At 71.5% G+C, this 26,423-nt stretch carries 29 protein-coding genes; 12 read left to right on the top strand and 17 right to left on the bottom strand.

The annotated features are described in order from the left end of the window. Window positions 1-7: 7 nt before the first annotated feature. The 3 genes from ABTZ03_RS10265 to ABTZ03_RS10255 form a co-directional block, all read right to left on the bottom strand. Complete coding sequence (locus ABTZ03_RS10265; protein ID WP_350512447.1) at window positions 8-508, bottom strand: HIT family protein; 501 nt, start codon at window positions 506-508, stop codon at window positions 8-10. Window positions 509-617: 109 nt separating this feature from the next. Next, the gene (locus ABTZ03_RS10260; RefSeq protein ID WP_350512446.1) at window positions 618-1,175 is read right to left on the bottom strand and encodes a ricin-type beta-trefoil lectin domain protein; all 558 of its coding nucleotides are present in this window, start codon (window positions 1,173-1,175) and stop codon (window positions 618-620) included. Window positions 1,176-1,210: 35 nt separating this feature from the next. Beyond that, window positions 1,211-1,636, bottom strand: coding sequence for a hypothetical protein (locus ABTZ03_RS10255; protein WP_350512445.1), 426 nt, complete (start codon window positions 1,634-1,636; stop codon window positions 1,211-1,213). Window positions 1,637-2,175: 539 nt separating this feature from the next. Between ABTZ03_RS10255 and ABTZ03_RS10250 the strand changes: the two genes are divergently transcribed. Further along, window positions 2,176-3,375 (top strand): helix-turn-helix domain-containing protein, encoded by a 1,200-nt coding sequence (locus tag ABTZ03_RS10250; RefSeq protein WP_350512444.1) that lies wholly within the window; start codon window positions 2,176-2,178, stop codon window positions 3,373-3,375. A gap of 29 nt (window positions 3,376-3,404) precedes the next feature. On the opposite strand, the gene ABTZ03_RS10245 is transcribed toward ABTZ03_RS10250, so the two are convergent. After that, window positions 3,405-4,826: an SMI1/KNR4 family protein gene (locus tag ABTZ03_RS10245; protein ID WP_350512443.1), complete on the bottom strand. Its 1,422-nt coding sequence runs from the start codon at window positions 4,824-4,826 to the stop codon at window positions 3,405-3,407. A gap of 113 nt (window positions 4,827-4,939) precedes the next feature. On the opposite strand from ABTZ03_RS10245, the gene ABTZ03_RS10240 reads away from it, so the two are divergent. From ABTZ03_RS10240 to ABTZ03_RS10230, 3 genes are all read left to right on the top strand, one after another. Then, entirely contained in the window at window positions 4,940-5,275 is a 336-nt protein-coding gene (locus tag ABTZ03_RS10240) for a metalloregulator ArsR/SmtB family transcription factor (protein ID WP_350512442.1), read from the top strand. After that, on the top strand, window positions 5,272-6,069 hold the full coding sequence (locus tag ABTZ03_RS10235) for a DUF2071 domain-containing protein (RefSeq protein ID WP_350512441.1): 798 nt from the start codon (window positions 5,272-5,274) through the stop codon (window positions 6,067-6,069). The genes ABTZ03_RS10240 and ABTZ03_RS10235 overlap by 4 nt, the downstream gene beginning before the upstream one ends. Window positions 6,070-6,295: 226 nt before the next feature. Further along, window positions 6,296-6,772 carry a hypothetical protein gene (locus ABTZ03_RS10230; protein WP_350512440.1) on the top strand — a complete coding sequence of 159 codons (477 nt, stop codon included), beginning with the start codon at window positions 6,296-6,298 and terminating at the stop codon, window positions 6,770-6,772. Window positions 6,773-6,825: 53 nt separating this feature from the next. On the opposite strand, the gene ABTZ03_RS10225 is transcribed toward ABTZ03_RS10230, so the two are convergent. Further along, complete coding sequence (locus ABTZ03_RS10225; RefSeq protein WP_350512439.1) at window positions 6,826-7,377, bottom strand: hypothetical protein; 552 nt, start codon at window positions 7,375-7,377, stop codon at window positions 6,826-6,828. 157 nt (window positions 7,378-7,534) lie between these two features. Here ABTZ03_RS10225 and ABTZ03_RS10220 point away from each other — a divergent pair, with 157 nt between their 5' ends. Both ABTZ03_RS10220 and ABTZ03_RS10215 read left to right on the top strand, forming a co-directional pair. Then, the gene (locus tag ABTZ03_RS10220) at window positions 7,535-8,620 is read left to right on the top strand and encodes a hypothetical protein (protein WP_350512438.1); all 1,086 of its coding nucleotides are present in this window, start codon (window positions 7,535-7,537) and stop codon (window positions 8,618-8,620) included. Window positions 8,621-8,713: 93 nt separating this feature from the next. Continuing rightward, window positions 8,714-9,352, top strand: coding sequence for a nucleotidyltransferase domain-containing protein (locus ABTZ03_RS10215; RefSeq protein WP_350512437.1), 639 nt, complete (start codon window positions 8,714-8,716; stop codon window positions 9,350-9,352). 159 nt (window positions 9,353-9,511) lie between these two features. Here the strand turns inward: ABTZ03_RS10215 and ABTZ03_RS10210 are convergent, their stop codons facing one another. Together ABTZ03_RS10210 and ABTZ03_RS10205 are read right to left on the bottom strand one after the other, a co-directional pair. Then, the gene (locus tag ABTZ03_RS10210) at window positions 9,512-10,042 is read right to left on the bottom strand and encodes a rhodanese-like domain-containing protein (RefSeq protein ID WP_350512436.1); all 531 of its coding nucleotides are present in this window, start codon (window positions 10,040-10,042) and stop codon (window positions 9,512-9,514) included. A 181-nt stretch (window positions 10,043-10,223) separates the two neighbouring features. After that, window positions 10,224-10,391 carry a hypothetical protein gene (locus ABTZ03_RS10205; RefSeq protein ID WP_350512435.1) on the bottom strand — a complete coding sequence of 56 codons (168 nt, stop codon included), beginning with the start codon at window positions 10,389-10,391 and terminating at the stop codon, window positions 10,224-10,226. Window positions 10,392-10,630: 239 nt separating this feature from the next. Between ABTZ03_RS10205 and ABTZ03_RS10200 the strand changes: the two genes are divergently transcribed. After that, the gene (locus tag ABTZ03_RS10200; RefSeq protein ID WP_350512434.1) at window positions 10,631-10,912 is read left to right on the top strand and encodes a hypothetical protein; all 282 of its coding nucleotides are present in this window, start codon (window positions 10,631-10,633) and stop codon (window positions 10,910-10,912) included. A gap of 15 nt (window positions 10,913-10,927) precedes the next feature. On the opposite strand, the gene ABTZ03_RS10195 is transcribed toward ABTZ03_RS10200, so the two are convergent. The 7 genes from ABTZ03_RS10195 to ABTZ03_RS10165 all read right to left on the bottom strand — a co-directional run bounded on the left by ABTZ03_RS10195 (window position 10,928) and on the right by ABTZ03_RS10165 (window position 17,735). Continuing rightward, complete coding sequence (locus ABTZ03_RS10195; RefSeq protein WP_350512433.1) at window positions 10,928-11,923, bottom strand: hypothetical protein; 996 nt, start codon at window positions 11,921-11,923, stop codon at window positions 10,928-10,930. A gap of 115 nt (window positions 11,924-12,038) precedes the next feature. Further along, entirely contained in the window at window positions 12,039-12,725 is a 687-nt protein-coding gene (locus ABTZ03_RS10190; RefSeq protein ID WP_350512432.1) for an adenylate kinase family protein, read from the bottom strand. 36 nt (window positions 12,726-12,761) lie between these two features. Then, a complete protein-coding gene (locus ABTZ03_RS10185) occupies window positions 12,762-13,331 on the bottom strand; it encodes a hypothetical protein (protein WP_350512431.1) in 570 nt (189 codons plus the stop codon). An 80-nt stretch (window positions 13,332-13,411) separates the two neighbouring features. Next, on the bottom strand, window positions 13,412-14,209 hold the full coding sequence (locus tag ABTZ03_RS10180; protein ID WP_350512430.1) for a hypothetical protein: 798 nt from the start codon (window positions 14,207-14,209) through the stop codon (window positions 13,412-13,414). Window positions 14,210-14,868: 659 nt separating this feature from the next. After that, on the bottom strand, window positions 14,869-15,534 hold the full coding sequence (locus ABTZ03_RS10175) for a ricin-type beta-trefoil lectin domain protein (protein WP_350512429.1): 666 nt from the start codon (window positions 15,532-15,534) through the stop codon (window positions 14,869-14,871). 562 nt (window positions 15,535-16,096) lie between these two features. Continuing rightward, window positions 16,097-16,711 carry a DUF6939 family protein gene (locus ABTZ03_RS10170; protein ID WP_350512428.1) on the bottom strand — a complete coding sequence of 205 codons (615 nt, stop codon included), beginning with the start codon at window positions 16,709-16,711 and terminating at the stop codon, window positions 16,097-16,099. A gap of 133 nt (window positions 16,712-16,844) precedes the next feature. Then, window positions 16,845-17,735: a hypothetical protein gene (locus ABTZ03_RS10165; RefSeq protein WP_350512427.1), complete on the bottom strand. Its 891-nt coding sequence runs from the start codon at window positions 17,733-17,735 to the stop codon at window positions 16,845-16,847. 228 nt (window positions 17,736-17,963) lie between these two features. Between ABTZ03_RS10165 and ABTZ03_RS10160 the strand changes: the two genes are divergently transcribed. Beyond that, entirely contained in the window at window positions 17,964-18,830 is an 867-nt protein-coding gene (locus ABTZ03_RS10160) for a GNAT family N-acetyltransferase (protein ID WP_350512426.1), read from the top strand. A 108-nt stretch (window positions 18,831-18,938) separates the two neighbouring features. Here the strand turns inward: ABTZ03_RS10160 and ABTZ03_RS10155 are convergent, their stop codons facing one another. The 3 genes from ABTZ03_RS10155 to ABTZ03_RS10145 form a co-directional block, all read right to left on the bottom strand. Further along, a complete protein-coding gene (locus ABTZ03_RS10155) occupies window positions 18,939-19,385 on the bottom strand; it encodes a hypothetical protein (protein WP_350512425.1) in 447 nt (148 codons plus the stop codon). Between the two features lie 2,307 nt (window positions 19,386-21,692). Further along, on the bottom strand, window positions 21,693-22,319 hold the full coding sequence (locus tag ABTZ03_RS10150; RefSeq protein ID WP_350512424.1) for a hypothetical protein: 627 nt from the start codon (window positions 22,317-22,319) through the stop codon (window positions 21,693-21,695). A gap of 91 nt (window positions 22,320-22,410) precedes the next feature. Beyond that, complete coding sequence (locus ABTZ03_RS10145; protein ID WP_350512423.1) at window positions 22,411-22,863, bottom strand: DUF6210 family protein; 453 nt, start codon at window positions 22,861-22,863, stop codon at window positions 22,411-22,413. 49 nt (window positions 22,864-22,912) lie between these two features. On the opposite strand from ABTZ03_RS10145, the gene ABTZ03_RS10140 reads away from it, so the two are divergent. The 4 genes from ABTZ03_RS10140 to ABTZ03_RS10125 all read left to right on the top strand — a co-directional run bounded on the left by ABTZ03_RS10140 (window position 22,913) and on the right by ABTZ03_RS10125 (window position 26,244). After that, complete coding sequence (locus ABTZ03_RS10140) at window positions 22,913-24,544, top strand: hypothetical protein (protein ID WP_350512422.1); 1,632 nt, start codon at window positions 22,913-22,915, stop codon at window positions 24,542-24,544. Then, a complete protein-coding gene (locus tag ABTZ03_RS10135) occupies window positions 24,489-24,728 on the top strand; it encodes an Imm7 family immunity protein (protein WP_350512472.1) in 240 nt (79 codons plus the stop codon). Before ABTZ03_RS10140 ends, ABTZ03_RS10135 begins: the two co-directional genes overlap by 56 nt. 113 nt (window positions 24,729-24,841) lie before the next feature. Continuing rightward, entirely contained in the window at window positions 24,842-25,354 is a 513-nt protein-coding gene (locus ABTZ03_RS10130) for a hypothetical protein (protein WP_350512471.1), read from the top strand. 341 nt (window positions 25,355-25,695) lie between these two features. After that, a complete protein-coding gene (locus tag ABTZ03_RS10125; protein WP_350512421.1) occupies window positions 25,696-26,244 on the top strand; it encodes a hypothetical protein in 549 nt (182 codons plus the stop codon). The last annotated feature ends 179 nt before the right edge of the window (window positions 26,245-26,423 follow it).

Genomic DNA, 26,423 nt, shown 5'->3' with positions numbered 1-26,423 from the left:
GCGCCGCTCAGCCCGCGCCTTCCGCGCTGTCGGTCTGGACCGCGAGCGCGTCGAGCTCGTGGCCGATCGCCTCGCGCAGGGCGTCGTGCTCCGGTCCGAGCGGGCTCGCGGGATCGCGCCAGTTCTCCGCGGGGTACAGCCACACCGGGCGCCGGACGTGTTCCGGGCCCTCCCACTCGTAGCGGGGCCACACGTGCGCGTGCAGGAAGGCGTCGGTGTTCCCGAGGATCTCCAGGTTCACCCGCCGGAACCCCGGGTCCCGACGCCGACAGGCCCGCTCCACGGCCTCGCCCAGGCGGTCCAGGTCCGCCAGGAAGGCCGTCCGCCGGCCCCGCGGAAGATCGGACAGTCGCTCCACCCCGGGCTCGTCCACCAGCAGGACCGAGTACCCCGGCAGGAACTGCACGTCACCGATCACCGCGAAGCCGGCGTCGAGCCGCCGCAGCACCGTGGGGTTCGTGCCGTTCAGCGCGCTGCCGATCCTGTCGTCCCGCCAGTCGTCGACCATGACGAGGCACCCTACCCATGACGCGCGCGGCCGAACAGCCCTCGGCCGCGCGCGGGCAGGTCCGGGTGGGACCGCCGGTTCCGGCCGGCCCTCCGGCGGCGACGGCTGCCTAGTGGACCATGCTCCAGATCTGCCACCGGTTGGAGTGGTTGTCACAGGTCTTCTTGAACTGGCCGATGTCGAAGACCATGTTGTTCGCGTGGCCCGCCTGCCCCCGGTCCAGGCAGAAGTCGACCTCGCTGCGGCCCGAAAGCGGGCCCGAAGGCTGCCAGTTGAAGAACTGGAAGCTGTTGGACGGGTTGCCCGAGGTGTTGCCGACCCAGGTCATGTTCCACTGGTCGCGGTAGTTGCCCGCGTCGCAGCTGTCGGTCTTGGCCTCGTAGCCGTTGCCGGAGAAGAACTGGACCCGCAGGCAGCGGCTGGTCTGGACGTTCTGGACCTGCACCCTGCTGTAGTAGTTGTTGACGTCCGGGGCGTAGGACGTGACGTTCCAGCGCTGGAAGGCGCCGCCGTTGCAGGGCAGGATGTACAGCGACCCGTTGTAGTTGCTGTCCAGGCAGTCGAGGCCCTGGTCCTGGAGGTCCTTCAGCTGGACGTTGCGCTGGTAGGCCGTGGCCTGCGCCGTCCCCGACAGGGCGAGCGTGCCGGCCATGGAGCCCACGGTCATGACACCCACCGCCACCGCGGTCCCGAGTTTCCGCCTCATATTCCGCACACCTGCCAGTTGTGGCTGGCCTCGTTGCCGCCGGTGGCGAAGCTGTGGCCGTTGCCGTAGTAGTCGGTCGGGCGACAGGTCGGCGTCCTGCCGCCGCTGAAGGTGAGCCCGATGTGCAGCCTCGGCTGGCTGTAGCCGTAGCCGAAGCTGTCGATGGGCACCAGGTGCGAAGTCCCGAACGCGCCGTACTGGGCGAGGTTCCCGATGTCCGCCTTCCCCGCCTGGTGGCCGTTGGCGTCCTGCAGCCAGATGTAGTTGTCGCCGATCATGGACAGGTCGGCGTTCTGGTCCCAGTGCACCTCCGCGTACTCCATCCGGCAGCTCGGGATGTACCCGATGTACAGCTTGCCCATGTGCTTGTTGGAGATGACGCCGAGGTTGTACCCCCAGAGGTCGGTCGGCTTGCTCGCCATGACACGGTCCGACCCGCAGGACGCGGCGTGCGCCGCCTGCGCGTTCACGGCCACCAGGCCGGACGCGGACATCAAGGCCAGCGCCCCCGCCAGGACGGACCTTCTGATCCTCAGTTTCACTGGTTGTCTCGCTTTCGGTGTGCTCGCAGTAGCCCGGCCTGCGCCGCGCGCAGTCCCCGTCGGGCTTGACCCATCCTCACCGGCGGACCGGCGGCCCCACCATGACGTTGACCCGCCGTTGGCCGGACGTTTCGGGCTGCTGCCGACCCGGTGTGCCCGGCGCCGGGGTGACGTTGATCGAACCTGGCCCGCCCCTTCCGGTCGCAGGGTCCCCCGCGCTCCGCGACCGGTGGAGAAGGGGCGAGCCCGGTTCGTCCAGCACTCTGGCGGGTCCTCGCAGGAAGGTCCCAGGAGCGGAACCGGAGTTTGGCCGGAAGTTCCGCAGGCCAACCCGGCACCCCGGACCGGAGGTTGACCGGAAGTTCTACGGCTGATCTGATCGTCAGCTGGTTCGGGGGAACCGCGTGGAGGGGAAGTCCGTGGATGTGCCCGATGTCGGTCCGTTACTGCGCCGGTGGCGGCTGCGGGCCGGCCTGACCCAGGAGGAACTCGCCGAGCGGTCCGGCCTGTCGTCCCGGGCGATCCGCGATCTGGAACGCGGCCGGGTGCGGCGGCCGCGACTCAGCACCGTACGGCTGCTGGCGGAGGCCATGGGGCTGACGGAGCAGGAGCGGTCCCAACTGTCGGAGGCCGCACGGCCGGTGGATCCCGTAGCGGACTCCCCGGCAGATTCCCCGGCGGATCGCCCGGCGGATCTCCTGGCGGTGGATCCGCCGACCGAAGACCTCGCGGCGACCGTTCGCACGGAGGTCGTCCACACGGAAGCCGTCCACACGGAGGTCGTTCACACGGAGGTCGCGGCCACGCCGCCCGGCCCCTCGCGGCCCGGCGCCTGGCGGGCCGCCGTCGGCCGTCTGCTGACCCGCGACCCATTCGGTCGCGTCAAGCGCCTGGGCGCGTTGGCCGCCGCGTGCCTGTTGACGGCGGTCAGCGGCGACACCGGTCCGGGCGCCGGCCCGCGTCCGGCGTCCCCGTCGGAGCCCGTCTCCTACGTCGCCCGGGTCGGCAGCGACTCGTTCCCCGCCGATCCCCTGATCGGCAGCACCGGCACGGACCTGCCGGTCGAACGGCCCGTCGCCGCGGGCGACTCGCTGCTCGTCACGGTCCGGCTGATCAATGCGCAGCCCGGGCCGATCACCGTGACCGACACCGCCGGCAACACCTACACGGCGGCGGGCGGGACGACCGACCCCGACGGCAACCGCCTGGTGATCCTGGCGGCGGTCCACGCCAAACGCCTGCGGCCGGGCACGGACCGGTTCATCGTCGCCTGGCCCGCCTCCGAGGGGGACCAGGTGACGGTCGACGAGTTCCACGGCATCACGGCCGTCGGCTCGTCCGCCGGCACGGACTCGGGCCACAGCAGCACGGCCTCGTTCATCGGTCTGCGGTGGCTCTGCTCCGACGCCGCCGACGGGCTCCTGCTCGTCGCGCTCGGGAGCTACGCCCACCGCGCCGGTTTCAGCGGTACCTGGCAGAGCCTTCCCGAACTGACCCTGGACCAGTACCGGTTGGCCGTCGACTACCGCCTCCACGGGTCGAAGTACTTCTGCCCGACGATCGAGAACCCCGTGGGCCCGGCGACCCGGTGGCAGGCGCTCGTGGTGGCGGCGCGCTGACGCCGGCCGACACCGCCGCTGCGCACCGGCTACCCGACGGGGCCGAGCTCGCCCTCGATGACGGTCCGCTCGATCCGCGGCCGGTCCCAGAGGTCCAGCAGCTCGTTGGCGACGGCCACGACGGGCAGGGGGTCCTCGGGGCCCCTCACCTCGATGGCGGCGGCGGACAGGCTGCGCGGGACGGCTCCGGCGTCGAGGAGGGCGCGCCACTCCTGCGGCCCGAGTGCCAGGTATTCCAGGCCGGTCAGCTGCGCGATCTCCAGCGGATCGGCGAGCGCACCGGGGTAGGCGCTGAGGGTCCGCAGGCGGGGCAGCCCGGCGACGGGGGCGAGGCTGAGCGGTTCGTCGTCCCACACTCCTATGGACAGGACCTCCAGGCCCGGGTGGGCGGCGGCCTCGATGCTGGTCAGGCTCCTGATGTTGACGTGGGCCACGGGTGACGGAGTGCCGTCGTGCGGGCCATCGCCCTCGGCGCCGGGCCGGTCCAGCACCAGGTCGGTGAGGGAGTCGGCGAGGAGTGCGGCGCCGATGTTGTCCTCGTGGTTGAGGATGATGATCTGCCCGACGTGGCCGCCGGGGCCCGGGGTCAGGTCGATCGCGAGCCGGTCCCCGCCACCGTTGTCCCCGAAGGCGATCCAGCCGGGTGAGCCGACCAGGCCCTGCACCGCGGCGCCGGGCCGCGCACCGACCGCCGCCTCCATCGCCGCGAACTCCCAGCGGCAGTAGCGGGATTGCGCGTCGGCGAGGTACAGCTCGTCCAGCGGGAGGAGCACGCAACCGACCGCTGCGAAGACGCGGTTCGCCTTCTCGTGATCGTCCCCCCAGTCCTCCCAGCGCGCCCGGGTCACCCGGTAGAGCGCCGTGAGCTCGGCGGGCAGCGTGACGCCGAGGCGCGCTTCCGCGGCGGCGATCTCCGCCTCCGTCGCGCCGATGGCGTCGGGCAACCGCTCGCGGAGCGTCCGCTCCAGCAGCAGCGGATCCGCCGAGGCCGCCGGCACCGCCCCGGGCACCGGCTCGGGGAGGCGGCGCCAGGGCTCGGGCAGGGCGCCCTCGACCAGGATGAGCGCCCCCGGGTGCGGGTTGCCGATACCGGGCTCCACGGCGGGGCTGGGCCCGAGCAGGTGGAGCGCGGTCCTGCCGGTCGGGGAGATCTCCGCCGCGAAGGCGATGTCGTCGATGCCGGCCGCCGCGAGCGCGCCCTGCACCCGGCCCACCGCGTCGAACTCCTCCTGCATGTCCTCGATCTGGGACGCCCGACCGGGCGGCGGCGACGGTCGGCGCAGGGCCAGGCTCCAGCTCTGCAGGCCGATGCGTCCGGCCACCCGGGTGGACCGGTCGGGCCGCCTGTCCGTGCTGCCGGCCAGCAGGAGCCGCAGGATGGGCTCCCACAAGGTGAAGTCGTGCAACGTCACGCGGTGAGGCAAGGGCGAGGAGGGCTTCTGACGGTCCATGTCCGGACCGTATCCGGTGGCAGTGACAGCGCTCGCCGCCCGGGGACGCCGCCTGCCGGCCGGAGCGGCGAGACCCCTTGTTAGGTATTTAGCCAAGATGCTAAACAGATGGCATGACACAAGCGCAGGACGAGACGGGCGTCTTCCGCGCCCTCGCCGATCCGACGAGGCGCCAGATCCTGGAGGACCTCCGGGGCGGAGAGCTCGCGGCCGGCGAGATCGCGGCCAGGTTCCCGATCAGCGCGCCCTCCGTCTCACGGCACCTCGGGGTGCTCAAGGGCGCCGGGCTGGTCACCGAGCGACGGGACGGCAACCGGATCCACTACGCGCTGGCCGAGGACCGCCTGGCCACCTGCGTCGGCCGGTTCCTCAGCGCCGTCTGCCCCGAGCAGATCGTGCTGCGCCACACCAGGCGGCGCGCGGACGCGCAGGGCGAGGAGGCGTCATGAGGCAGCCGCGACTGTCCAGCGTCGTCGAACGACGGCTGCTGGTGAACTACCGGGTCGCCCCGGAAGCCGCGGCCCGCCTGCTCCCCGGGCCGCTGCGTCCCCAGCTGGTGCACGGGTACGCGGTCGCGGGCATCTGCCTGCTGCGCCTGGGACGGGTCCGGCCCGCCCGGGTGCCCGAGGTCTTCGGTGCGCTCGGGCTGCGGAGCGAGAACATGGCGCACCGGATCGCCGTCGAATGGGACGGCCCGGACGGCGTCGAGACCGGCGTCTACATCCCGCGGCGCGCCACCGCCTCACGGCTCAACGCCTGGGCCGGAGGCCGCCTCTTCCCCGGCGCACACGACCGCGCCGACTTCGCCGTGCACGAGACGCCCGACCTGCTGCGCGTCGCGGTGGCGCCCCGGGACGGCGGCACCCGCGTGGACGTCACCGTCGAGCTCTCCGACGAGCTGCGCGGCAGCGAACTCTTCGCCGATCTCGCCGAGGCCTCCGCCTTCTTCCGGGGCGGGGCCAAGGGCTTCTCCCCCACCCGCGCCGGCCGTCACCTGGACGGCATGGAGCTCGGCACCGACGCCTGGCGGGTGGAGGCCGGCCGCATCCGCTCCGCCGCGTCCTCCTTCTTCGAGGACCCGGACCGCTTCCCGCCGGGCAGCGCGGTCCTGGACTGCGCCCTGGTCATGCGCGACGTCCCGGCCGGTTGGCGCCCGCTCCCGGCCATGGCCACCGGGCGCGGCGCCGAAGCCGTACCAGCCGTTCGAGCGGCCGTCACCCCTTCCGACACCGTCACGGCGTAGCCCCGCGCGCCGTCCGCCGCCGTCACCGGCATCGTGGAACCGCGGCCCCGACCCGAACCCCCGAGCGGGCCCGGGCGCCGCACCAACGGCCGTGGTCCCCGATGAGCATGCCGCTCGTCGGGGACCACGGCCGGGCGCCGGCGACTCGCTGCAGCTCCGCACCGGCGAGCGGGAGGTGGCCCTCCCCGGCGTAGTTCGGCGCGGAAGCACGGACTAGCATCCCGCCATGCCATCAGTGAGCTACCCGATACCGTCCCGTCAGCGAAGATCGTTCCTCCTGTGGATCATCGGCCTGTCGGTGCTGCCCGCCGCGTTCATCGTCGCCAACTGGCAGCGGGACGGGTGGTGGGGCGCCGGGATGTTCGGGCCGGGCATCCTCGTGGTCGATCTGGTCTACCTCAACCTGGCCTCGGGCCGGACCGTCGTCGACGCCCACGGCATCCGGACGGCCCGTCTGCTGGGACGCCGGTCGTGGTCCTGGAGTGAGATCGGGTCCATCGTCGTCGAGGTCGAGGAGTCCCGCAGGAGCGGGGACGTCACGCACCTGACCGTCCATCCGGTCGAGGGCCGCCCGCGCCGCCTGTACGCGCCCTGGGCGCATGACTCGATCCCCGGCTCCGACTTCGACCGGGCGGCGCGCGAGATCACCGAGGCCCTGGCCGCCCACCGACCGGGCGCCACGGCCACCGATACGCCCGGGTAGGAGGAGCGCCTGCTCCCGGTCGTGCCCGCCGGGGGCGTCACGCCGACAGGCCGTCAGTGGCAGACGCAGCAGCTCCGGGCCCGCCGGTCCGGGCCCACCGGTTCCGGCAGCGGGCGGCCGAGGTCGAGCAGGCCCCAGACGGGGATGCCGTCCGTGAAGACCCGGGTGGCGTCCCGGACGGTCTGGACCTCGGCGTCCAGGACCCCGACGAACGCGGTCTTGGTGGTGGTGCGTTGCTGGAAGGCCCGCACGAACTCGGTGGTCATCGGGATGCCGAGGTAGGCGGTGGCGGCTCCGCCGGGCCAGGTCGGGTCGAGGACGGTGCCGCCCGGACCGGCGCACCAGGCGTGCGGCCAGGCCGTGCCGTCGGCGTAGGCGTAGCCCTCCACGTAAGCGGTGCCGGTCAGGTGGGCGACCCGCAGCGCGTTGGGGTGGCAGCGTTCCCGGGTGCCGCGGCGGGGTGCGCCCCGGGGCCAGGGGGCGGGGGTGAACAGGCGGCCCTGGTCGAGGACGGCGTCCGGGGCCGACGGGGTGCCGGGGGTGGTTCGGGCCTCGATCGCGGACAGGAGGTCGCGTTCGGCGCGGGTCGGCTGGTCGGCGGGCACGAGTCCCAGTGTGCGGTGGGAGTACGCGCGCGGCGAGCGGGCGCCCGCCGGACGGGGCGTGGCGGGCTGGGCGTGGCGGGCTGGGCACGGCTGCCTCCGCGGATCAGGCCGCCGGCCCGGCCCGGCTCTGCCCGGCCCGGCCCGGGAGGATGGCGATATGACGATCACACCTCGACTGGTGGCCAGGTACCCGATCCCGGACCGGGCCGACGCCCGGCGCGTCCTCGACGCCGACGGTCCCGTCCCCCGCCTCCAGGTCCGCAGCGCCGCATCACTGCGCATCCACGAGCTGGGCGAACAGGCCGAGCTGGTGGCCGAGTTCCCGGCGCCGCCGGCCACCACCCCGTGGTCGCGGGTGTGGGTCGCCCCCGACCTGTCGTTCGCCGTCTTCGGCACCGGGACGGCGTACGTCGCGGTCGCCCGGGACAGCGGCCGGACGCTGTGGCAACAGCCGTACGGGGCATGGGAGGTGGGCCGCTGGGGCTACCTCGCGTTCTCGCCGGCCGGTGCCGCCGGCGAGCCCCGGATCTGGTTGCGCCTCCCCTCCGGGCTGCCCGACCGCACCCTGATCCTCACCCTGGACGCGGCGGGGACGGTCCTGGCCCGGAGCATGCTCCCGTGCGGCGGCTACGAGCGGTTCGTCAGCCTGTGGTGGGACGGGAACGGCGAGGTCGCCGGCGCGACCGTGACCGACCCCACCGCCGGAGGACGGACGGCGCACACCAGCTACCGGGCGGCGTGTCGGGAGTCCGAGTCCGGTGCCATCGTCCTGGGCGACCGGCTGCCGCCGGACCGGGACCCCCTGCGCCCGGGCGAGCGCGCGTACCTGGACACCGACTCCCGCGCCGCCCGCTGCATGACCCTCGACCGGAGGGGACGGGACGTCAGCTGGCACAGCCTGCCCACCCACCAGGTCACCGCCACGCTCGGCCTGGACGACTTCCCGGCCCCCGGCACCGGCGACTGCTCGGTGCACAACGCCCCGTACCTCTCCTACCCGAGCGGGTTCGTGGACGACGACACCGCGTTGGTGACGCTCCACAACCCGTACGACGAGGCCGCGGTGTACCTGTTCGGCGAGGACGCCTGGCGGGAGTACAGCCACTGGCTCGCCGACCCCGCCACCGGCGCCCTGCACGGCCGCGTCGAGTACCCGATGCCCGAGGTCGACAACGTGCTGCCGCTCGGTGACGGCACCTGGATCACCGGGGAGTGGGACGCCTGCTACCGCTGGCGGCGCTGAGGAAGCCGGGTGCCGGGCGCCGGTCGCGCCCACGGCGGCGGACGTCCGGGCCCTGGGCATCCGCCGGTCCCGGGGCCGCAGTAGGTTGTCGTGGTGACCGCAACCCTGCCGCCCGGCGGCATCGAGCTCGGCGCCGACGAACTGGCCGCCCGGTGGGCCGACGCCTGGCGGCCGGAGCAGGTCGCCCGGCGGCTGGAGGGGGTCGGCACGACCTGGTGCGTGGCGGCCGGCTGGGCACTGGACCTCTTCCTCGGGCGGCAGTCCCGGCCGCACGGCGACCTGGAGATCGCGGTGCCTGCGGCGGGGTTCCCTGAGGTCCGGGAGCGCTTCCCGGAGTACGTGTTCGACGCGGTGGGTTCGGGGCGCGTCTGGCCCGGGGCGGGTGCGGAGGCGCTGGCGGCCACGCACCAGACCTGGCTGCGGGATCCGTCGAGCGGCCGGTTCCTGTTCGACGTCTTCCGCGAGCCGCACGCGGGCGGGACGTGGATCTGCCGCCGGGACGAGACCCTGCGGTTGCCGTACGAGGCGATCATCGAGCGGACGGCCGACGGAATCCCCTACCTGGCACCGGAGTTGGTGCTGCTGTTCAAGGCGAAGGCGACCCGGCCCAAGGACCGGGCCGACTTCGACGCCGCCCTGCCGCTACTGGACCGGACCCGGCGCAGCACGCTCGGCGGGTGGCTGGCCCAGGTGCACCCCGGCCACCCCTGGCTGTCGGCCCTGGCGGGGTAGCCGCCGGGGCGGCGACCGGCCTCGGACAGCGTTCACGACAGTGGAGGGGACGTTGACGGCGCGCGACAGGTTCAGGATGGCCGTACGGCAGGTCGGCCGCGGTGGCCGGGCGGATCACGCCGCCCGGCCGTGCGGTGTCGTTCGGCGGGCCGCGGCCGTTCAGCATGCGCAGGAGATGCCCGAGCGCGGGGCGGTCAGGTCGTCGACGGGCCGCTGCTCGGTGCCGGTGGCGGTGTCGTAGGCGAAGCCCTCGCGCACCCAGTACTCGAAGCCGCCGAGCATCTCCTTGACCTGGTAGCCGAGTCGGGCGAAGGCCAGCGCGGCACGGGTCGCGCCGTTGCAGCCGGGGCCCCAGCAGTAGGTGACCACGGTCTGCGCCGGGTCGATCAGCCGCGGCGCCAGTTCGGCGATCCGCCCGGTGGGGATGTGCAGGGCGCCGGGGATGCGGCCCTGGCTCCAGGCGACGTCGCTGCGGGTGTCGACGACCACGACGCCGGGCACGCCGGCCGCCAGGTCGGCGTGGACGTCGGAGACGTCCGCCTCGAAGGCGAGCCGGGCCGCGTAGTGGGCGGCGGCCACGGCCGGGGCGGCGGCGGGCACGCTCAGGACGGCGCTGTCGACCCGGCTCCCGGCCTGGGTCTCGCTCTGGGCGGGGCCGCCGACGGGGACGGCGGGGGCGTTGACGGGCATGGCGGTACCTCATGTTCGCGCTGGTGGGGGAAGGGTTCCGGTGGGCCGCCCCGGGTTCCCCCGGTCGGCGACGGCTCCATCCTGCAGTCCCGCCACCCCGCCCCACGAGTGGCGTGAACGCCTCAGACCGCCAAGATCCCGCCAGGCCTGCGCGGCGTCCAACGCCACCCGGCCCGCCCGGTCAGTGCACGAGGTACCAGGCGGGTACCACGAGGCCGACGAACCCCGTCAGCACCATCAGACAGCTCGACGAGCAGCATCCGCCGCTCTCCCGGTACTCCTGCATGCCCCGGGGGACGATCCCCGGATGCCGCTGCCCGTAGTGGTCGAGCATCCTCTCGTCGGCCACGGACTGTGGGAGCCAGGCCGTGTGCCAGCCGCACTCTCCGCATTCGTTCCGGTAGTGGCTTGCCATACCCGACCTCCAAGCATCCGTGGTTCGCGCTCTTCGGTACGTACGTCGACGTCAGTCGGCATTTCCACTGTCGCCGGAACTGTCCTGGCAGACAAGGGAGTTGGCGAAGGAATCCCGGGTATCCGGCGGCCGGGGTTCCCCATCCCGACGCCGTCCCGGCTATCGTGTCCGGCATGACGTACCGCGTGCAGTACACCGTCGAGGCGAAGGCGACGATCGACACCCTGCCCGCCGAGCGTCGCGACCTCCTGGAGCGGGCGCTGGGCGTCCTCGCGCGCGACCCGTACCACAAGACGGCGACGGCGCCGATCGGCCCCGACGAGCACCTGCGGAAGGCCTACGCGGCGCCCGGCGTGGTGGTGGAGTTCATGGTCGCCGACCACGTGCTGGTCGTCGTCGTGCTCCAGGTCTTCGACGAGCTCCAGTACCTGATCGACGAGGCCGACGCCCGCTGAGGCCCCCGGGCCGGGTCAGCCCGGCAGCCCGATCAGTGCGATGCCCTCGTCCTGGGCGACGGCGAGGCGGCGGCCGTCCGGGCTGAGCGCCGCGACCGGGGTCGGGATGTGCCGGACGCCGTAGCAGCCGGTCCTCCGCGCGACCGGCACCTCGGGCCACTGCGCGACCACGGCACCGGTCGCGACGTCGACCAGGCGCGGGTGCCCGTGGAGCGAGACCACCTGCGAATCGCGGCCGAGCAGCACGCCGGCCGTATGGTCCAGCGCGCTGCGGTGGAGCCATCGCCGCGCCGAGATCGACCAGACCCCGAGCCGGTCCACCTCGGTGCCCAGGTCCTGGTCGTCATCCGTTGTCGCGATCGCCAGCCGGTCCGCGTCCAGCCAGCAGGCGGACGTGACCTCGGCGTCGATCCCGTCGGAGACCGACGAGACCGGCAGCACACCGTCCCGGTCCAGCACCGCCGGATCGGTGAGCGCGGCCGCGAGGTCGTACACCTCCGCGATGCCGTACGGGTGCCACACCCAGCCCGCCACCAGCAGGTGACGGCCGTCCGGGCTCACCGCGGGCCGCGAGTGGAAGACGTCCACGTCCTCCCGGGCCCCCTCGGTGAGGCGGCGTCCCGACGCCAACTCCTCGATCTGGAGCACGTTGTACTCCTCGGGGCAGTGGACCAGCACCTCGCGCCCGTCCGGCAGTCTGCCGAGCGCGACCGGGTAGTCGTAGTCGTCGGCCCTGTACTCGGCACGGACGAGTTCGCGCACCACCCGCCGGCCCGCGAGGTCGACGACCAGCCCCCTGGTGCCGCGCTCCTCGTGGAGCACGGCGTGCCGCCCCGACGGTGAGAGCACGGCCCGGTCGAAGGCCGGCCCGAAGTCGTCGAAGGCCGGCTCCGCCGTCCCGGCCTCTGGCCGCCAGCGCCGCCCGCCCCCGGCCGGATCGACCAGGTCCGCCCCGTCCCACGCCAGCGAGCGCACCCCGCCCTCGACCGGCAGCACCGTCACCGCAGCCATCGCCCTCTCCCCCACTCCCCCGCCACCTCCAGGAGGCCGCGGCCACCCCGAGGCCACACCAAGGCCGCAAACTAACAGCCCTCCCCCGCCCGCCGCACCAGGTTTCCCGCCGATGTCAGTGGCCGCGTCGGCGTAGCGCGGCGAGTGCGCGCCCGGCGATCTCCTCGTGGGTGCCCTCAGCGTCGATCGTGGTGAGGAGGTCCTGGTCGGCGTAGTACCGGATGACCGGTTCGATCATCGCCCGGTAGGTGCTGATCCGGCCCCGGACGCGTTCCTCCCGGTCGTCCTCGCGCTGGTACAGCTCACCTCCGCAGACCTCGCAGGGGCCGTCGCCGAACACTTCGCCCGGCTGGTACGCGTCCCCGTATCCGTGTCCGGGTCCGAGGCCGTGCATCGGATCCTCGCGGCAGAGGCGGCGGGCCGCCCAACGGAGGATGCGACGCTCCGTCTCGTGCTCGGAGAGGTGCAGGTGTAGCACTCCGCCGAGCGGGATGCCGAGCTCGCGGAGCATTTCGTCCAGTGCGCGTGCCCGGGTGGTGTTGTGCGGGTGCCCGTCGAGGAGGAAGGCGGCGGGGACCGTCCGCCGCAGGTGTTCGTGCACGACCGCCATGACGATCTCGTCCGGCACCGGCCCGCCGGACCGGATGACCTCGCTGGACCGGTTCCCCAGCTCGGTGCCCCGGGAGAGGTGGGCACGGAAGAGGTCGCCGAGCCCGATGCGTGGCACGGCCAGGGTCTCGGCAAGCACGTCCGCCGGGGGCCTCAACCGCCATGCTGGTGGCTGCAGGAGAACGACTCGCACGGCACATCACTCCTCGGATTGGTACGGTTTCGGCCCTCAGCCTGCCGCGGAGCCGTCGACGCCCAGATCGACGCCCAGATCGACGCGCATGACGCCGCGCATCTCCTCCCACCGTTCCCAGAGCCACTTCAGGTAGTCCCGGATCTCGTCGAAGGACCCGCCCGGTTCCGGATTGCCCTCGTGCAGGCACATCGTCCTGCGGTACGCCTCGGACAACATCTGCGTGACCGCGTCCAGTTGCTCCAGCACCGCCGACGAGGCGACCATCTGCGCCTCCGCGAAGGCCGCGTGGTGCGCCTGACGGGCCTGCTCCAGCGCGTCCCTCTCCCGCTCGGTCACAAGGCCCTGGTAGGAGAACCAGAGGAAGTTCAGGATCTCGACGCGGTACCGGCGGTAGGCCGCGTTCGTGGCCACGTAGCACCCCCGGCGCAGCGCCAGGTCCGCCCGCTCCTGCTCACGGTCCCACTGCGTCCGAGCAGCCGTCTGCTGACGCTCGAAGTCGTCCCTCGCCGCCCGGGCCTGAACCCGCTGCGAGAGCCACGGCGCCAACAACGTCCCCAGCACACCGAAGACGGCCACCACCAACGTGACCACCGCACCGGACATCGCGCCCCCACCCCCCGCGGTCCAAGGAACCAGCACACCACCGACACCGTCAAGAACAACACCTGCCCTGCGGCCCGCACCTACTGCTTCCGGGCTCCCCACCAGGTGCCGTCCCGGTAGTAGACACTGTTCCAGTCCTCGTCGGAGGCACCGGCGGGGACCGGTACGAGCATCGCGCGCGTCGCCGCGTGCACCTGCTCGACCTGAGCCGAGGTCAGGAGGTGGCAGTTCCACAGCAGCCCTGCCATCTCGGCGGCCAACGGATCATCCGGCCAGCGTGGTTCGGGGAGTTCGACACCCACGACGGCAGCCAGGTCGCCCTCGGGGATGCCGAGGGTGCGCGCGAAGCCGGCGACCACGTCCGGAGTCAGGGGACCGCCACCCCGGGCCAGGGCGGCGATCGTGGTCTCGGCCAGGCACAGGTGGCCGTTGGTGAGCATGAACAGCAACTTGGCCGCAGCGCTCAGGGACCTCAGGTTCCGGTTGCCGAACAGCAGGTTGACGAGTGCGGCTCCGAAGCCCGCCTCCTGCTGGTCCGCCGTCCGTGGTGGCTGGAGCGGACCCTCGTGGGGCTTCCGGCGCAGTTGGTCGACCAGGCGGTGCACGCGGTCCCGCTGGTCCGGCGGCAGTGCGAGCGTGTAGTGGACGAGGTCCGCGAGCCGGGAGCCAGGGGCCGGCTCCCGAGGCGTCAGGGCCTGCGGCACCGGGAGGGCCGCGATCACATAGAGGTCGGCCGTGTGGAACCCGAGCACGGGCGCCAGCGCCTCCACCTGCACGGACAGCGGTGCCGTACCCGCGAGCAGCCCACGAAGTTCGGACGCCGGAACGCCGGACTCCGCGGACAGCCATCCGACGTCCACCCCACGGTGGCTCAGCAACCGGGCCAGTATCGTGCCGAAATCCGGATAACCCATCATGAACTGCCCCTCACCCATCTCCCACCCAGGAACTGCTCGACCCGACGGCTGCACGGCCCGTACCGATGTCACCCCGGTCGCACACACGCCAGGCGTCCGCCCCACGGCGTGGCGGAGTGCAGCTCCGGGCGGTGTCCTGTCCCGGAACCGAGTCCATGCCGCAGGGACCAAAAGCCGCACGGTTGAGGGAAATCCCCTATCGACCGCCCTCGCAGAGGACACTTCCTGGAAGTCTCGAAAAAGCCAGGATTGCCTCGTTCAGCTCAGCAGCAAGAAGCCCCCGGTTCTCCTGCAGAAGTCGGCGAACTTCATTCGCGGGCCTCTCCTGCTCCGCGCTCAGCCTGAACCTCTCCCACGCTTCGAACGTACGACGCGTATGCCTGGTCAAGACATCGGAGACCAGAGACTGTTCACGAAACGTCAAGCCCCTTACCGGCGGGCGGAGATAGAGCTGCGCATTCTCGGCAATGAACCTCCCCACCAGTACACAGAGCTCATGCCCAAGGAATTCGCAGGACAGCATGGCAATAGCCAGATTCAATGGGGTCGAGGCTGCCGACCCTCGCAGGGAATCCGGAACCTCCCACCTCTCCCTCGGCTCGTCCAGCCACTCCCACCCCTCAAGCCGATCCATCTTCCGTCCTTCTCGCTACGACCTGGCCGCCCTGGTCGGTGGCGGTCTCCTGGTCGCTGGGGGTCGTCCTGGGGTTGTCGCCGAACAGCTTGCCGGTCTGGGACTCCGGTAGCTCCCCCACACCCTTGGCCAGGGTTTTCAGGAGTTTGACGCCGCCCACGACCCTTTCAGCAGGCCCCAGCCATCGACGAGGACGGAGACGATGGTACCGGTTGCCCACCAACTGTCCTTGCTTCAGGGGGAGTTCCGGCCATGCGGAGGAGGTCGGCGGGCAGCTGAGGTTCTTCATGCCGTCGCCCATGTCCTGAACGAAGGTGCCGGCGGCCTCCCGCATCGGGCCGATGAACGCGTCGGTGAACCCGCCGACGGCGGTTCCAAGGTTGGCGACCGCGTCGCCGAAGCAGTTGAGACCCGTCGGGTCGCTGCCACTGGTCGTGGTGTCGGCGGTGTAGGTGTAGCCGCCAGTCGGACGCCGGAGGCCGCGGGACGAGAGAGCTCTCAGTTCCGGCGCACCGTTGCTGGCTGCCGTCCCGTTCGGGTCGCAGGCCCACCGTCCGATCTGGGTGCCGAAGATCGCACTTCCGCCGACTGGGCGGACGCAGGCACCGAGGACCCGCAGGGTGCCGCCGCTGCCGATGGTCCAGTCCTGCACGCCGGTGCGGTTGCAGGTCCGAGAGAGGCAGTACCGGCAACGGCTCCCCCACCAGCATCCGCGACCGCGTCGGCAGCCGCAACGAAGTCTGGGCCCTCTCCCCCAACACCGCCTGATCGATCATCGATAGAACCGGGGTCCGCAGCGCACGTGTGTGCTGCGGACCCCGGTGTCACACCGTGTCGCCGTCGGCGATCGCGCTCGGGTGTCCTCCGTCGGATGGGGAGCAATGCCGCGCTCCAGGAGCGGGCGCGGCCGAATCGGGCGCCGACGCCGAAAAAGTTTATTCGTGGTCTAGTGACGTTATTTATGTTCAAGACTCGAAGCGCATCGCGGGCCCCGCGCCGAATCTGCGGTTTCTCAGGCGATCCGCCCCCGCTGGCAGCGAAATGGAACCCGTTTTGGTGGAGTTCATGACAACTAGCCTCGGCTCGGCTCCGTGGGACGGTCGCGGGAAGCAAGCGAGTGAGCCGCTGCCGAACGTGCCCCGAGCCTCAGAATTTTCTGCGGAAAATCGATGGGTCTCACCCAACCCCGAGCACACCATGAGGTCGGTGGGTTGCTAGCGGCCGGACGCCTCGCCGTCGTCGTCTTCGCTGGGCCAGCGCCCGTCGATGAACAGCTGGATGAGCGCGGCGTGGGAGAGCGGGGTGGTGAGGTCGGTGACGTCCCCGTTGGTGGTGTAGTCGAGGAGTACGACGTCGGCCTTGTTCCTGAGTGACTCGACCAGGTCGGCGGCTCGGTGTTCGAGGATCCAGCGGTAGGCCGGCAGGTAGATCCGGCGCCGAGCCGCTTCGTAGGGCAGCAGCCGGTCTCCGGTGAGACCTGTTCGGTGGCCCTGGACGGGGCCGTACCGACGGACGGTCCGCTTCAGGCCCTTCATCGTGGTGACCGCCAGCTTCGCGGGGTCGACGTCGGAATCCCGGAAGACCTTGAGGGCTTGCCAGATACCTTCCACGGACTGACCGGTCACCCCGGCGCTGAAGGGGACCGGAATCCCGCCGTGCGGATAGAACGGGCTCAACCCGACCCACGGTGCCGGTGCTTTGGAGGTCACGTCGATGATCTCGGCGCCGGGGAAGGCAGCGGTCAGTGACGCCGGCTTGCGGCGACGGCTGGCGATATGGATCGGCATGTGAAGAGACCCCCTGGCGCGATGACGGCGACCATCAAGCATCTCTCGTACCACTGACATTCCCGGTCGAGAGGACAAGGCGGACGGCCGCCGACGAACGATCCACCGGCGTACGAGGTGTCGAGATGGCCCGGTCCTTCGGCCTGGGCCCGCCACTCCCCCGGCCAGAGCCGGCCTAGAGGCCGGCTCTGGAAAGGAGGGCTTCCGCCTGCTCGTGGGTGAGCGTGGATGGGGCGGGGTCTGGTGAAGGGCACCTGTGGTTGCGGTGCGACAGCAGGAAGGCCTCGGCCGGATCCTCCGTCGTCAGGGTGGCCGCGAGCCGCTCCCGCAGGTCCGGCGGAGTGTCCGCGCGGCACACGATCTCGTTGCGGACGACGACGTCCGGGTCCTCGGCCAGCATGTCGCGAAGGGCTGCCGGGAGGTCAGGATGTGCGGCAGCGGCACCGCGCACACGGGGATCTGGATCGCGGGCCAGTTCCGGGGTCGGCTGTGAGTGCCTGGCGGCGCCGACGCGGGTCGACGGATCGGCGAGGAGGGCAGGCAACAGATCGAGCGGAGGAGACCAGTGCGCGACCGCGGCCTGGCGGACACCTGGGTCGGTGTCCGTGAAAAGTGCCCGGCGCACGGCCTCCGGGGCGTTGCGACCGTGCCGGGGAAGCCAGGCCCGCACGGTGGAGTCCGGGTCCTCGGCGAGACGGGTGATGAGTTCGGTCGGCAGGTGCTCGTTCATCGCCAGGAACGACCGCACCAGTGGATCCGGATCGTCGACCAGGCGGGCCAGCAGCCCTGATGGCTCGTCGGTGGCGTTGGCGGCTAGCGCGCACCGAACCTCCGGCTCCGGGTGCTCCGCCAGGCGGGACTTGATCGAGGCCGGCACCCCGCTGTTGGCGGCGAGCGATCGCGCGGAGCCGAGCGCGATGATCTCCTCCATCTGTTCTTCGGTCAGGTCCCGACGGAGCAGTGCCGCCCGGCGGCGAGCCACCGGATGCCGGAGAAGGCGCCCTACCAAGGGAGCGGCAAGGCCTTCTTGGATTGCCAGCGCGCCGAGTTCGGAGTCCATGTCCATGGACCGCAGAGTAAGCCGATGCACCGTCTTGCCCACAAGGGGTGGCCGAGATCCCGATTCCCCGGGGCCCGCGTTCGGCCGTTGAGTTCCGCGTGGCACACCCACGGGGGTAGCCGGCCGATTTTCTGCGGAAAATCCAGATCCCCCGAAGGCTGTATGCAGGAGCCAAGGCTGGCCGACGGAAAAGCGGGTGCGGCCGGTCGCCGCGATGGTGTGGGATACGGGGGCATGACGATCGTGTTGAACGAGCCCGGCGTCGCCGGGTTGACCGGGGCCGTGGATGCGCTCCGCGCGTGGCAGGACGACCGAACGCCGCTGCAGCTCCACCCGGGGGACCTCGGCTGGGCCTGGGCCAGGGGCGCGGAGAGGCTGGCCGCAGCCGTCCGTACCTGGAGCGTGGATGGGCGGATCGTTGCCGTCGGATTTCTGGACGCCCCCGACCTGCTGCGCCTGACGACCGCTCCGGAGCTGCGACAGGACGAGGATCTGGCGCGCCGGCTGCGGGCGGATCTCGACGACCCGGAGCACGGGGTGCTGCCACCGGGGAGGGTCGGCCTTGAGGTTCCCGACGGTGCCCTGCTCCGCGAGGTCCTCATGCAGACGGGTTGGAACCTGGACGAGCCGTGGACGCCGCTGCGCCACGATCTCGCCGAACCGGTGGAGGTGTCCGGCCTGAGGGTCGAGGTGGTCGGCCCGGAGACGGCGAGGGCTCGGACCGCGGTGCACCGCTCGGCGTTCGGCAGCCCGAGGTTCACCGAGGAGAGCTGGCACGTCCTCGCGGCCGGGCCGGTCTACGCCGACGCCCGCTGCCTGATCGGCTACGACGACCAGGACCGTGCGGTGGCCGCGGTGACGGTCTGGTCGGCCGGGCCCGGCAAGCCCGGCCTGCTGGAACCGCTGGGCGTGCACGCCGACCATCGTGGTCGCGGCCACGGGACGGCGATCAGCATCGCCGCTGCGACGGCGCTGCGGGAGATGGGGGCATCAAGCGCGCTCGTCTGCACCCCGAGCTCGAACACCGCGGCCATCGCCACCTACCGCGCGGCCGGCTTCGAGCCGTCGCCCGAACGACTGGACCTCAGCCGCGCTGCCTGAACGGGCCGGGGGTCCTGGAGGGTGCTGTTGTCAGCCCCCTCCAGGACCGGAAATTTTCCGCGGAAAATCCGGACCCGCCGCCGTTCTCCGAACGAGGCGGGCCCGGTCTCAGGGCAGCTGTCGCCGGAGGACTTCGAGCTCCTGGCGGGGGAAGTGCTCACCCCACTTGCCGCGATAGGCACTCTCTCTGTACCTGGCCGCGACCGAGTCGAAGCAGCGCACAACCGCGCGGACAACCGTGATCAGGGGCTGCTGGGACGACCAGATCTCGGTGCCCCTGTTGTCGTGCACGTCGCCCGGAAGTTCGAGGATACGGATCCAGATGTCGCTGCCTTCCCGGTAGAGGATCCACCGGGCGATCGTGGGCTCGGCATTGAACTGGGCGCGGGACTCCGTGGCGCCGAGGGCGAGCCGGGCCGTCGCGGCGAGAAGGTCCTCGGGGGCGGTAGTGATGTTGGACGCCGTGATCACCGTCGAGGAGTCACGATCACTGACCGTGCAGTCGGCCCAGCCGTGGCCGCCCAGCTCCCAGGTCAGCTGAAAGTCAGCGGGCATCGGGCATCGGGCTGCCAGCGAAGGACGCGGCGTCGGGACTGTCGGGGTTCACCCGGTGAACAGTAGGTCGTCGACGCACTTGGTGTCATGGCGATTCGTCGCTTGAGGGGCCCGGCAGCCGTCGCTCCGTAGCCCCGCCCGGGGGTACGCGGTCGCTCTCCCGCTCTGCTGCTTCGGGTCCTGGCCCGCTGTGGTGCCCGCCGACCCGGCCGAAATTTTCTGCGGAAAATCGGTCCGCCGACACGACGGCCCACACCCTGCCGACCGCCGCCCTCAGCCGCCACTCCCCTCCCCCGGGCTCGACTCAGTTGGCTGAGACGGCGAATCCTGCGCGACTCACGACCACGCCCCAGCCACTGCCGCCAGGCCGACGTGAGGCGTCCGGGAAGGATCAACAGACCTTGCGGGCCCTGAGCGTCACAGATCCACGGGGGAGTGCTGATCTACCGATCCACCGATCCACCGCTTCACGGGCACGGGCATGCGTGCCGGAATTTTCTGCAGAAAATTCGGAAGGGCAGACAAGACCGCCGAACCATAGGGGAGCGGGTTGGTCAGCGGTACCGGATGTCCGACCCAACCTGGACATGCAGCCCTGCGCCCCGGAGGCCGACGCTGAAGACGGCCCCGTGCTGACCGGAACGGCCACGGTCGCCCCGGGGCACGCACTCATCTGGGCCCTCGCCGCAGCGGATGACCACTAAAGCGGAGAACGCTACGGAGGACGTGCGGGCTCGGGTACTGGCCGGCTGTGGTGGCCGCCGATCCGGCCGAAATTTTCTGCGGAAAATCGGTCCGCCAACGCAACAGCCCATACGCTGCCGACCGCCCGCCTCAGCCGCCACTCCCCTCCCCCGGGCTCGACTCGGTGGGCGGAGACGGCGAATCCTGCGCGACTCACAACCACGCCCCGGCCACTGCCGCCAGGCCGACGTGAGGCGTCCGGGAAGGATCAACAGACCTTGCGGGCCCCGAGCGTCACAGATCCGCGGGGAGCACTGATCCACCGCTCCCCGGGCACGAGTGCGTGTACTGGAATTTTCTGCGGAAAATTCGGGGGGCCAGAGAAGACCGCCGAACCATGGGGGAACGGTCGGTCAGCGGCACCGGATGTCCGGCCCAACCTAGGCATGCAGCCCTGCGACTCGGAGGCTGACGCTGAAGGCGACCCCGTGCTGACCGGGATGCCCGCGGTCGGCCAGGGCCACAGACGCGTCCGCGTCTTCGCTGCAGCGGCTGACCACCTCAGCAGAGGACGCGGCGTCGGGACTGTCGGGGTCCGCCAGTTGAACAGAAGGCCGTCGACACACGCCGGCAGCTGCCACTCCGCAGCCCGGCCCAGGGGTACACATTCGCTCCCCCGGTCTGCGGCTCGGGTCCTGGCCGGCTGCAGTGCCCACCAACCCCGGCCGAAATTTTCTGCGGAAAATCGGTCCGCCAACGCAACAGCCCATACCCTGCCGACCGCCCACCCCAGCCGCCACTCCCCTCCCCCGGACTCGACTCGGCGGGCGGAGACGGCGAATCCTGCGCGACTCACAACCACACCCCGGCCACTGCCGCCGGGCCAATGTGAGGCCTATGGCGACCGGGAACCGGGGATCGGTCGGCGGGCCTTGCGGGCCCTGCACGTCACGGATCCGCGGGGGGAGTACCGATCCACCGCATCACGGGCGCGGGCACGCGTGCCGGAATTTTCTGCAGAAAATTCGGAAGGCGGAGAAGACCGTTGAACCAAAGGGGAGTGGTTGGTCAGCGGTACGGGATGTCCGACCCAACCTGGACGTGCAACCCTGCGGCTCGGAGGCCGACGCTGAAAACGACCCCGTGCTGACCGGGACGGCCGGGGTCGCCCAGGGGTACGCACGCGTCCGGGTCTTCGCTGCAGCAGATGACCACCGCAGCGGATGACGTGCGGGCTCGGGTTCCGGCCGAGTGGAGTGCCCGCCGACCCGGCCGGAATTTTCTGCGGAAAATCGGTCGGCCGACACGACGGTCCTTGCGCTACCCACCGCCCGTCTCAGCCGCCGCTCCCCTCGCCTGGGCTCGACTCGGTTGGCTGAGATGGCGAGTGCTGCTCGGCTCGCGACCACGCCCCGGCTACTGCCGCCGGGCCGACGTGGGATGTCCAGGGACCGAGAACCGAGGATCGGTCAACGGGCCTTGTGGGCCTTGAGCGTCACAGATCCGCGGGGGAGCACCGATCCACCGATCCACCGCTTCACGGGCGCGAGCGCGCATGCCGGAATTTTCTGCAGAAAATTCGGAGGGACAGAGAAGGCCGCCGAAGCATGGGGAAGTGGTCGGTCAGCGGTACCGGATGTCCCGTGCCGCCGGGCCTTGCCGGTGGTCTCGGATCAACAGCCGGCCGGGGCCGGGCGGGGCGGTGCAGAACGGGCCGTGCAGGTTCAGGCCGTCGAGCTCTGTAGGGATGGCGACGTCGGGGCCGATGCAAGCCGGGTCGAGGGTCAGGCTCACGCGCGTTCCGCTGCCGTCCGGCGGCAGGAAGTCCTGGACGGCGCCGAGTGGGCGCAAGCCCGAGCACTGCTGTCGGAACCCCCGTCCGTCGCACCAGAGCTCGACGGTCACTGCGGCGGACAACGCGGCAAGGGCTGACAGGGACCACCATTCGTTGCCGAGCAGAGACCCCGACGGGCCGAGGGTGGGGGAGTCCGATGCCGTCCAGCGGTGGGGCTGTGCCACCGACACGGTGATCCGTCGGTCGCCGAGGATGTCGATGCGGGCGCTCAGGGGGTGGGCCGGAGCGATGCTGCTCGCCGCGTGAAGCAGGTCGTCGCCCAGGGCGGAGAGCAGATTCGTGCCCAGCTGTGGGTCCCCGGGGGCGGCCCCGAAGAACATGGGCACGTTTCTGCGGACCGAAGCTCCGGACTCGGGCGCCTCGATCCGGATGTCGTCATAGGGGTGTTCCGCCACCAGGTGACGCTATCGCGCGTGCCGTTGGGGTTCCGTCGGAGCCGTCGGAATTTTCCGCGGAAAATCGGTCGCCGGAGCTGCCGGGCGTCAGTCAGTCGGAGTTCTCCCAGACCAGCACTCCGGGACCGTCGGGGGTGAGAACCGGGATCCATGCCTCCGCCGCCTCCGAGAGCCGGGACTCGTCGAGGACCAGGGACGGTGGATAGAGGTCCTCATGGGTACCGGAACCGTAAACCGCCAGGTCGTCGACGGCCGTCCGCAGCCGGTCGAGTACCCCGGTGGACCACTCCTGGCCACGCATGCCCCAGCCCTTGAGCTCGCCGACGAAGATCTTGTTCAGGTCCGCGTCCAGGTCCGTTCCGTAGAGCGGGACGAGGTACCCCTCCTGCTCGTACTGCGCGCAGGCGTGGCCACCGCACTGGCTCTGGTAGATGACGCCGGTGGGGGCGGCCACGATGACGAACATCCAGCCTCCGCCGCAGCCGTCCGGGTCGAGGTAGACGTACCGCTTGGTGGCCGTCACGTCATCGGGTTGGTCGGGCATCGGGCTTGGCCTCCGGTGTGGGTGCGAGTGTGCGGGCGCGGGTGTGCGGATGAGCGCCATCGAACCTCGGTCTGGCCCACCGATCCATCGAATTTTCCGCGGAAAATTCGATGGATCGCGGATCCGGCTGACGACGCGTCGGGGTCGCTGCGACGATGTTCCGATGCCTGCCCCCTCCCTCCCCGAGCTGTGGCTTTGCGGTGTCGCCGCCAACCCGGCCGCTCCCTCCGATGTCCTGCTGCGGCTCCTGGCCCCTCAGGCGCGTGCCGCCTGGACGGTCCTCTGCCAAGAGAGGAGCCTTCCCGCGGACGTCGTCGATGCGGCGCTCAGCCACCCGGAGCGGGCGGTCCGCCGGGCCGTCGCCCGTAACCGGTATGTCGCGCCCGAGCAGCGCGGGCGGCTGGTCGACGACCCGGACGCGCTCGTCCGTGCCGCCCTGGCCTCGGGTCCGCACCTGGACGTGGTCGAGCCGCTCCCCGACGACGTCCTCGAAGCGTTGCTGACCGCGCGCGACGACGACCGGCCAGGGCAACTGCTCAACGCCAATGAGATCAGGCAGGAGCTGGAGTTCTCCCGACAGATCCCGGCATCGTTCCAACAGGGGATGATCGACCATCCGCATCCGGACCTACGGGCCCAGGCCACCGGCCTGTGGCTGTCGCTCACCCCCGCACAGCGTGAGGCGCTGCTCGCCGATCCGGATCCCGAGGTGTCGAAGGCGGCACGTCGGAACGCCCGGGTCCTGGACCCGGCGGCGATGGAGGCGGACCTACCGGAGGAGGACTGCCACGGCCGGGCTCTGCTCCTCCGCAACTACGCCATCTCCCAGGCGGTGGCCGAACGGTGCCTCGCGGAGCAGCGCGATCTGTTGTCACTCGCCGCCAACCCGTACACCCCCGCCGACATCGTCGCCCGGCTGGCGCGCGATCCCGATCCGACGGTGCGTCGGCGGGTGGCCGCCCGGGCCGATCTGGATCCGGGGCTGCTGGCGGACCTGGCGGAGGATGCGGATGAGGCCGTGCGGACTCGGGCCCGGGTACAGCCCTTCCCGCGGACCCGGTGGCAGTGCGTCGCCATCGATCAGGTCGTCGGGCTTGCGTCGAAGTGCACCGCGCACACGTTCTGCTGTGTCGGCCCGGTCGGCGGGATGTTCCGGGAGCAGGAGGCGGGTTGGTACGAGGAGTGCGCGGTGTCGCCCGAGCCCCTGTTGCACCGGGTGGCGGCGTCGTACGCGTGGCTGTCGGGGGAGTCGGTGCGGAGCCTGGCCGCCGATCCCGATCCGCTGGTGCGGCACCTGTTGGCGCTCAACCATCCGCTGGCGCCGTCGGCGATCGTCCTCGACGCCTTCGTCGCCGTGCCGCGCCAGCGTCCGTACCTGCTGACGTTGTCCCGGCTTCCGCGCACCGGGTTGGGGCACCTCCTCGACCACGCCGACCCGGAGGTGCGGGCCCTGGCCGCCGCCGACCGTGGTCTCGCCGAGCCGCCCGTCCGGCTGCTGTCCGACCCCGACCCCCTGGTCCGCCGGGCCGCGGCCGCCAACCCGTTGCTGCCGGTCGAGCTGGTCTCGTCCCTCCTGGACGACCCGGAGCTGGCCGAGGGGGCCGCGGCCAACCCGGTGCTGCCCGCTGAGCGGCTCCACCGACTGCTGGACCGCGGCGGGGTTCCCGGTACGGCTACGTAAGGCGGGGGAGCGTGAGGCATGGGGCGTCGGCTCGTACGGTCTGCTGCATGTGCGCGATGACGAGGCCGCTGAGCACGGGAGCGAGGTCCGCGTCCTGCGGATGGTCCGGGGCGAGGTCAGCGAGCACGCGGAGCCGTTGCTGTCCCCGTGTATGCCGGTCCTGGAGGACCCCTTTCCCGGCTGACCGGATGTCACCGTGGGCGCTCACGGTGGTGACGGTGGTGGGTGACCGGGAGCGGCGGACGGAAAAGGCTTTGGAGGTTCGGGCCGGGACGGGGAGACTCGGGTGCTGTGGACATGGGGATCTCTGGTTTCAAACCCTCCTTCCTGGTCGGGATCGAGGCGGCTCGGCAGGCTTACGGACCGCGTCTGGCGGCCCTGGCCGGCCGACGGCTGACGGGGTTCGCCCTGGTCCGGTTCGTCGAGGACGACGACTGGTTCGCCGATTGCCCGGTGGTGCTGGACTTCGACGGCGTCCAGGTGGAGGTCTGCCACACGAAGCTCGACGAGTTCTCGATCGGCTGGGACACGATCGACACCGCGGCGGACATCGCCGGGTGGGAGTGGTTCGAGCTCACGCCCCGGTGGTCGCGCAGTGACGAGCGCCTGGCGTCGTTCGTCGGTCGGGAGCTGTCCGAGGTCGCGCTTCTCGAGTGGCGCCCGGCGGGCCAGGACCTGGCGGCGGGGACGGTGGCGGTGGAGTTCACCTTCGCCGGGGAGTGTCTGCGGATCGTCAACGGCCTGGACGAGAACCGCATCGAGCTGGGCACGGCTCATCCGGACTACGTTCGGCACCGTCTGGACGGCTGAGGGCCACCGCTGGGTCGGCTCCGGTCGCTGTCCGGTCGCTGTCCGGTCGGTCGGTCGCTGCCCGCTCGGTCGCTGTCCGACGTGGAAGCGACCCGGCGGAGTGGGCGGGCCAAGGTCGTCCTTGAGTCGCTTCGGTCGCTTCAGTCGCTTCAGTCGCTCCGATCGTCCCGGCCGGCTCGCCCCGACCGCTTCGCTTCGGTCGCTTCAGTCGCTTCGGTCGCTCCGATCGGCTCACCGCGGTGCACGGCTCGGCGGGTGGCCGTGGGGGAGCGGGGGAGGGGCCCGGATAGGCTGTAACAGCACGTCAGATGGCTGTGAGCGGCCGGGGAGGGTCCTGGAGCATGGGGAAGAAGAGCGAGCTGGACGACCTGCGGGAGCGCCTGGCCACGCTGGAGGCGGAGGTCGACCGGCTGCGCGGCAGGACCGCAGCGACCGAAGCAGCGGCAGCTACCGAAGCGACGGCAGCGACCAAGACAGCGATCGAAGCGGCGACCAGAGCAGCGACTAAAGCGACCGAAGCAGCAACAACGACCGACAAAACGGCAGCAGTGACCACCGGCCCGAGCCGAACGAAAGCACGTCCCACCCCGCAGGCCCGCCCCCGGGCGCTGGACACGGTCCACGAGGAGCTGCCCGCACAACCCGGACTGCCCGCACAACCGGGGCAGCCGCAGTCGATGACCAGCATCGCCGACGTCCTCGGCGTGATGGTCTCCGGCCGGGTCGAGGAGCCGACCAGGATCCTGCGGGCACACCCCGAGCCCGCCGAGCTGCCCGCGCCCCCGGAGGACCGGACCGTCCGGGCCACGGACAGCCGAAGCTCCTCGCCCGCCGGGCACGGCCAGTTCCTGGAGGGTCTCCTGTCCGGCCGCCCGGCCCTCCAGCCGTAGCAGCGACCGAAGCCCACGGCAGCGACTGAAACCGAAACAGCGACCGAAGCGAAACGAATGCGGTGGGGGTGCTACCCGAGCTCGGGTTGGGCCCCCCCCCCGATAGGCCGGGTAAGCCGGCCGGGGCGATGAAATGGAGAGAACATGGACCAATAACGACCGGACCGGGGCCCCATACC

Origin of the sequence: Kitasatospora sp. NPDC096077 (genome assembly GCF_040303245.1) — a bacterium.
GTDB lineage: Bacteria > Actinomycetota > Actinomycetes > Streptomycetales > Streptomycetaceae > Kitasatospora.
Note: the sequence above shows the minus strand (reverse complement) of the source record. Positions and strands in the feature narration are given on the sequence as shown.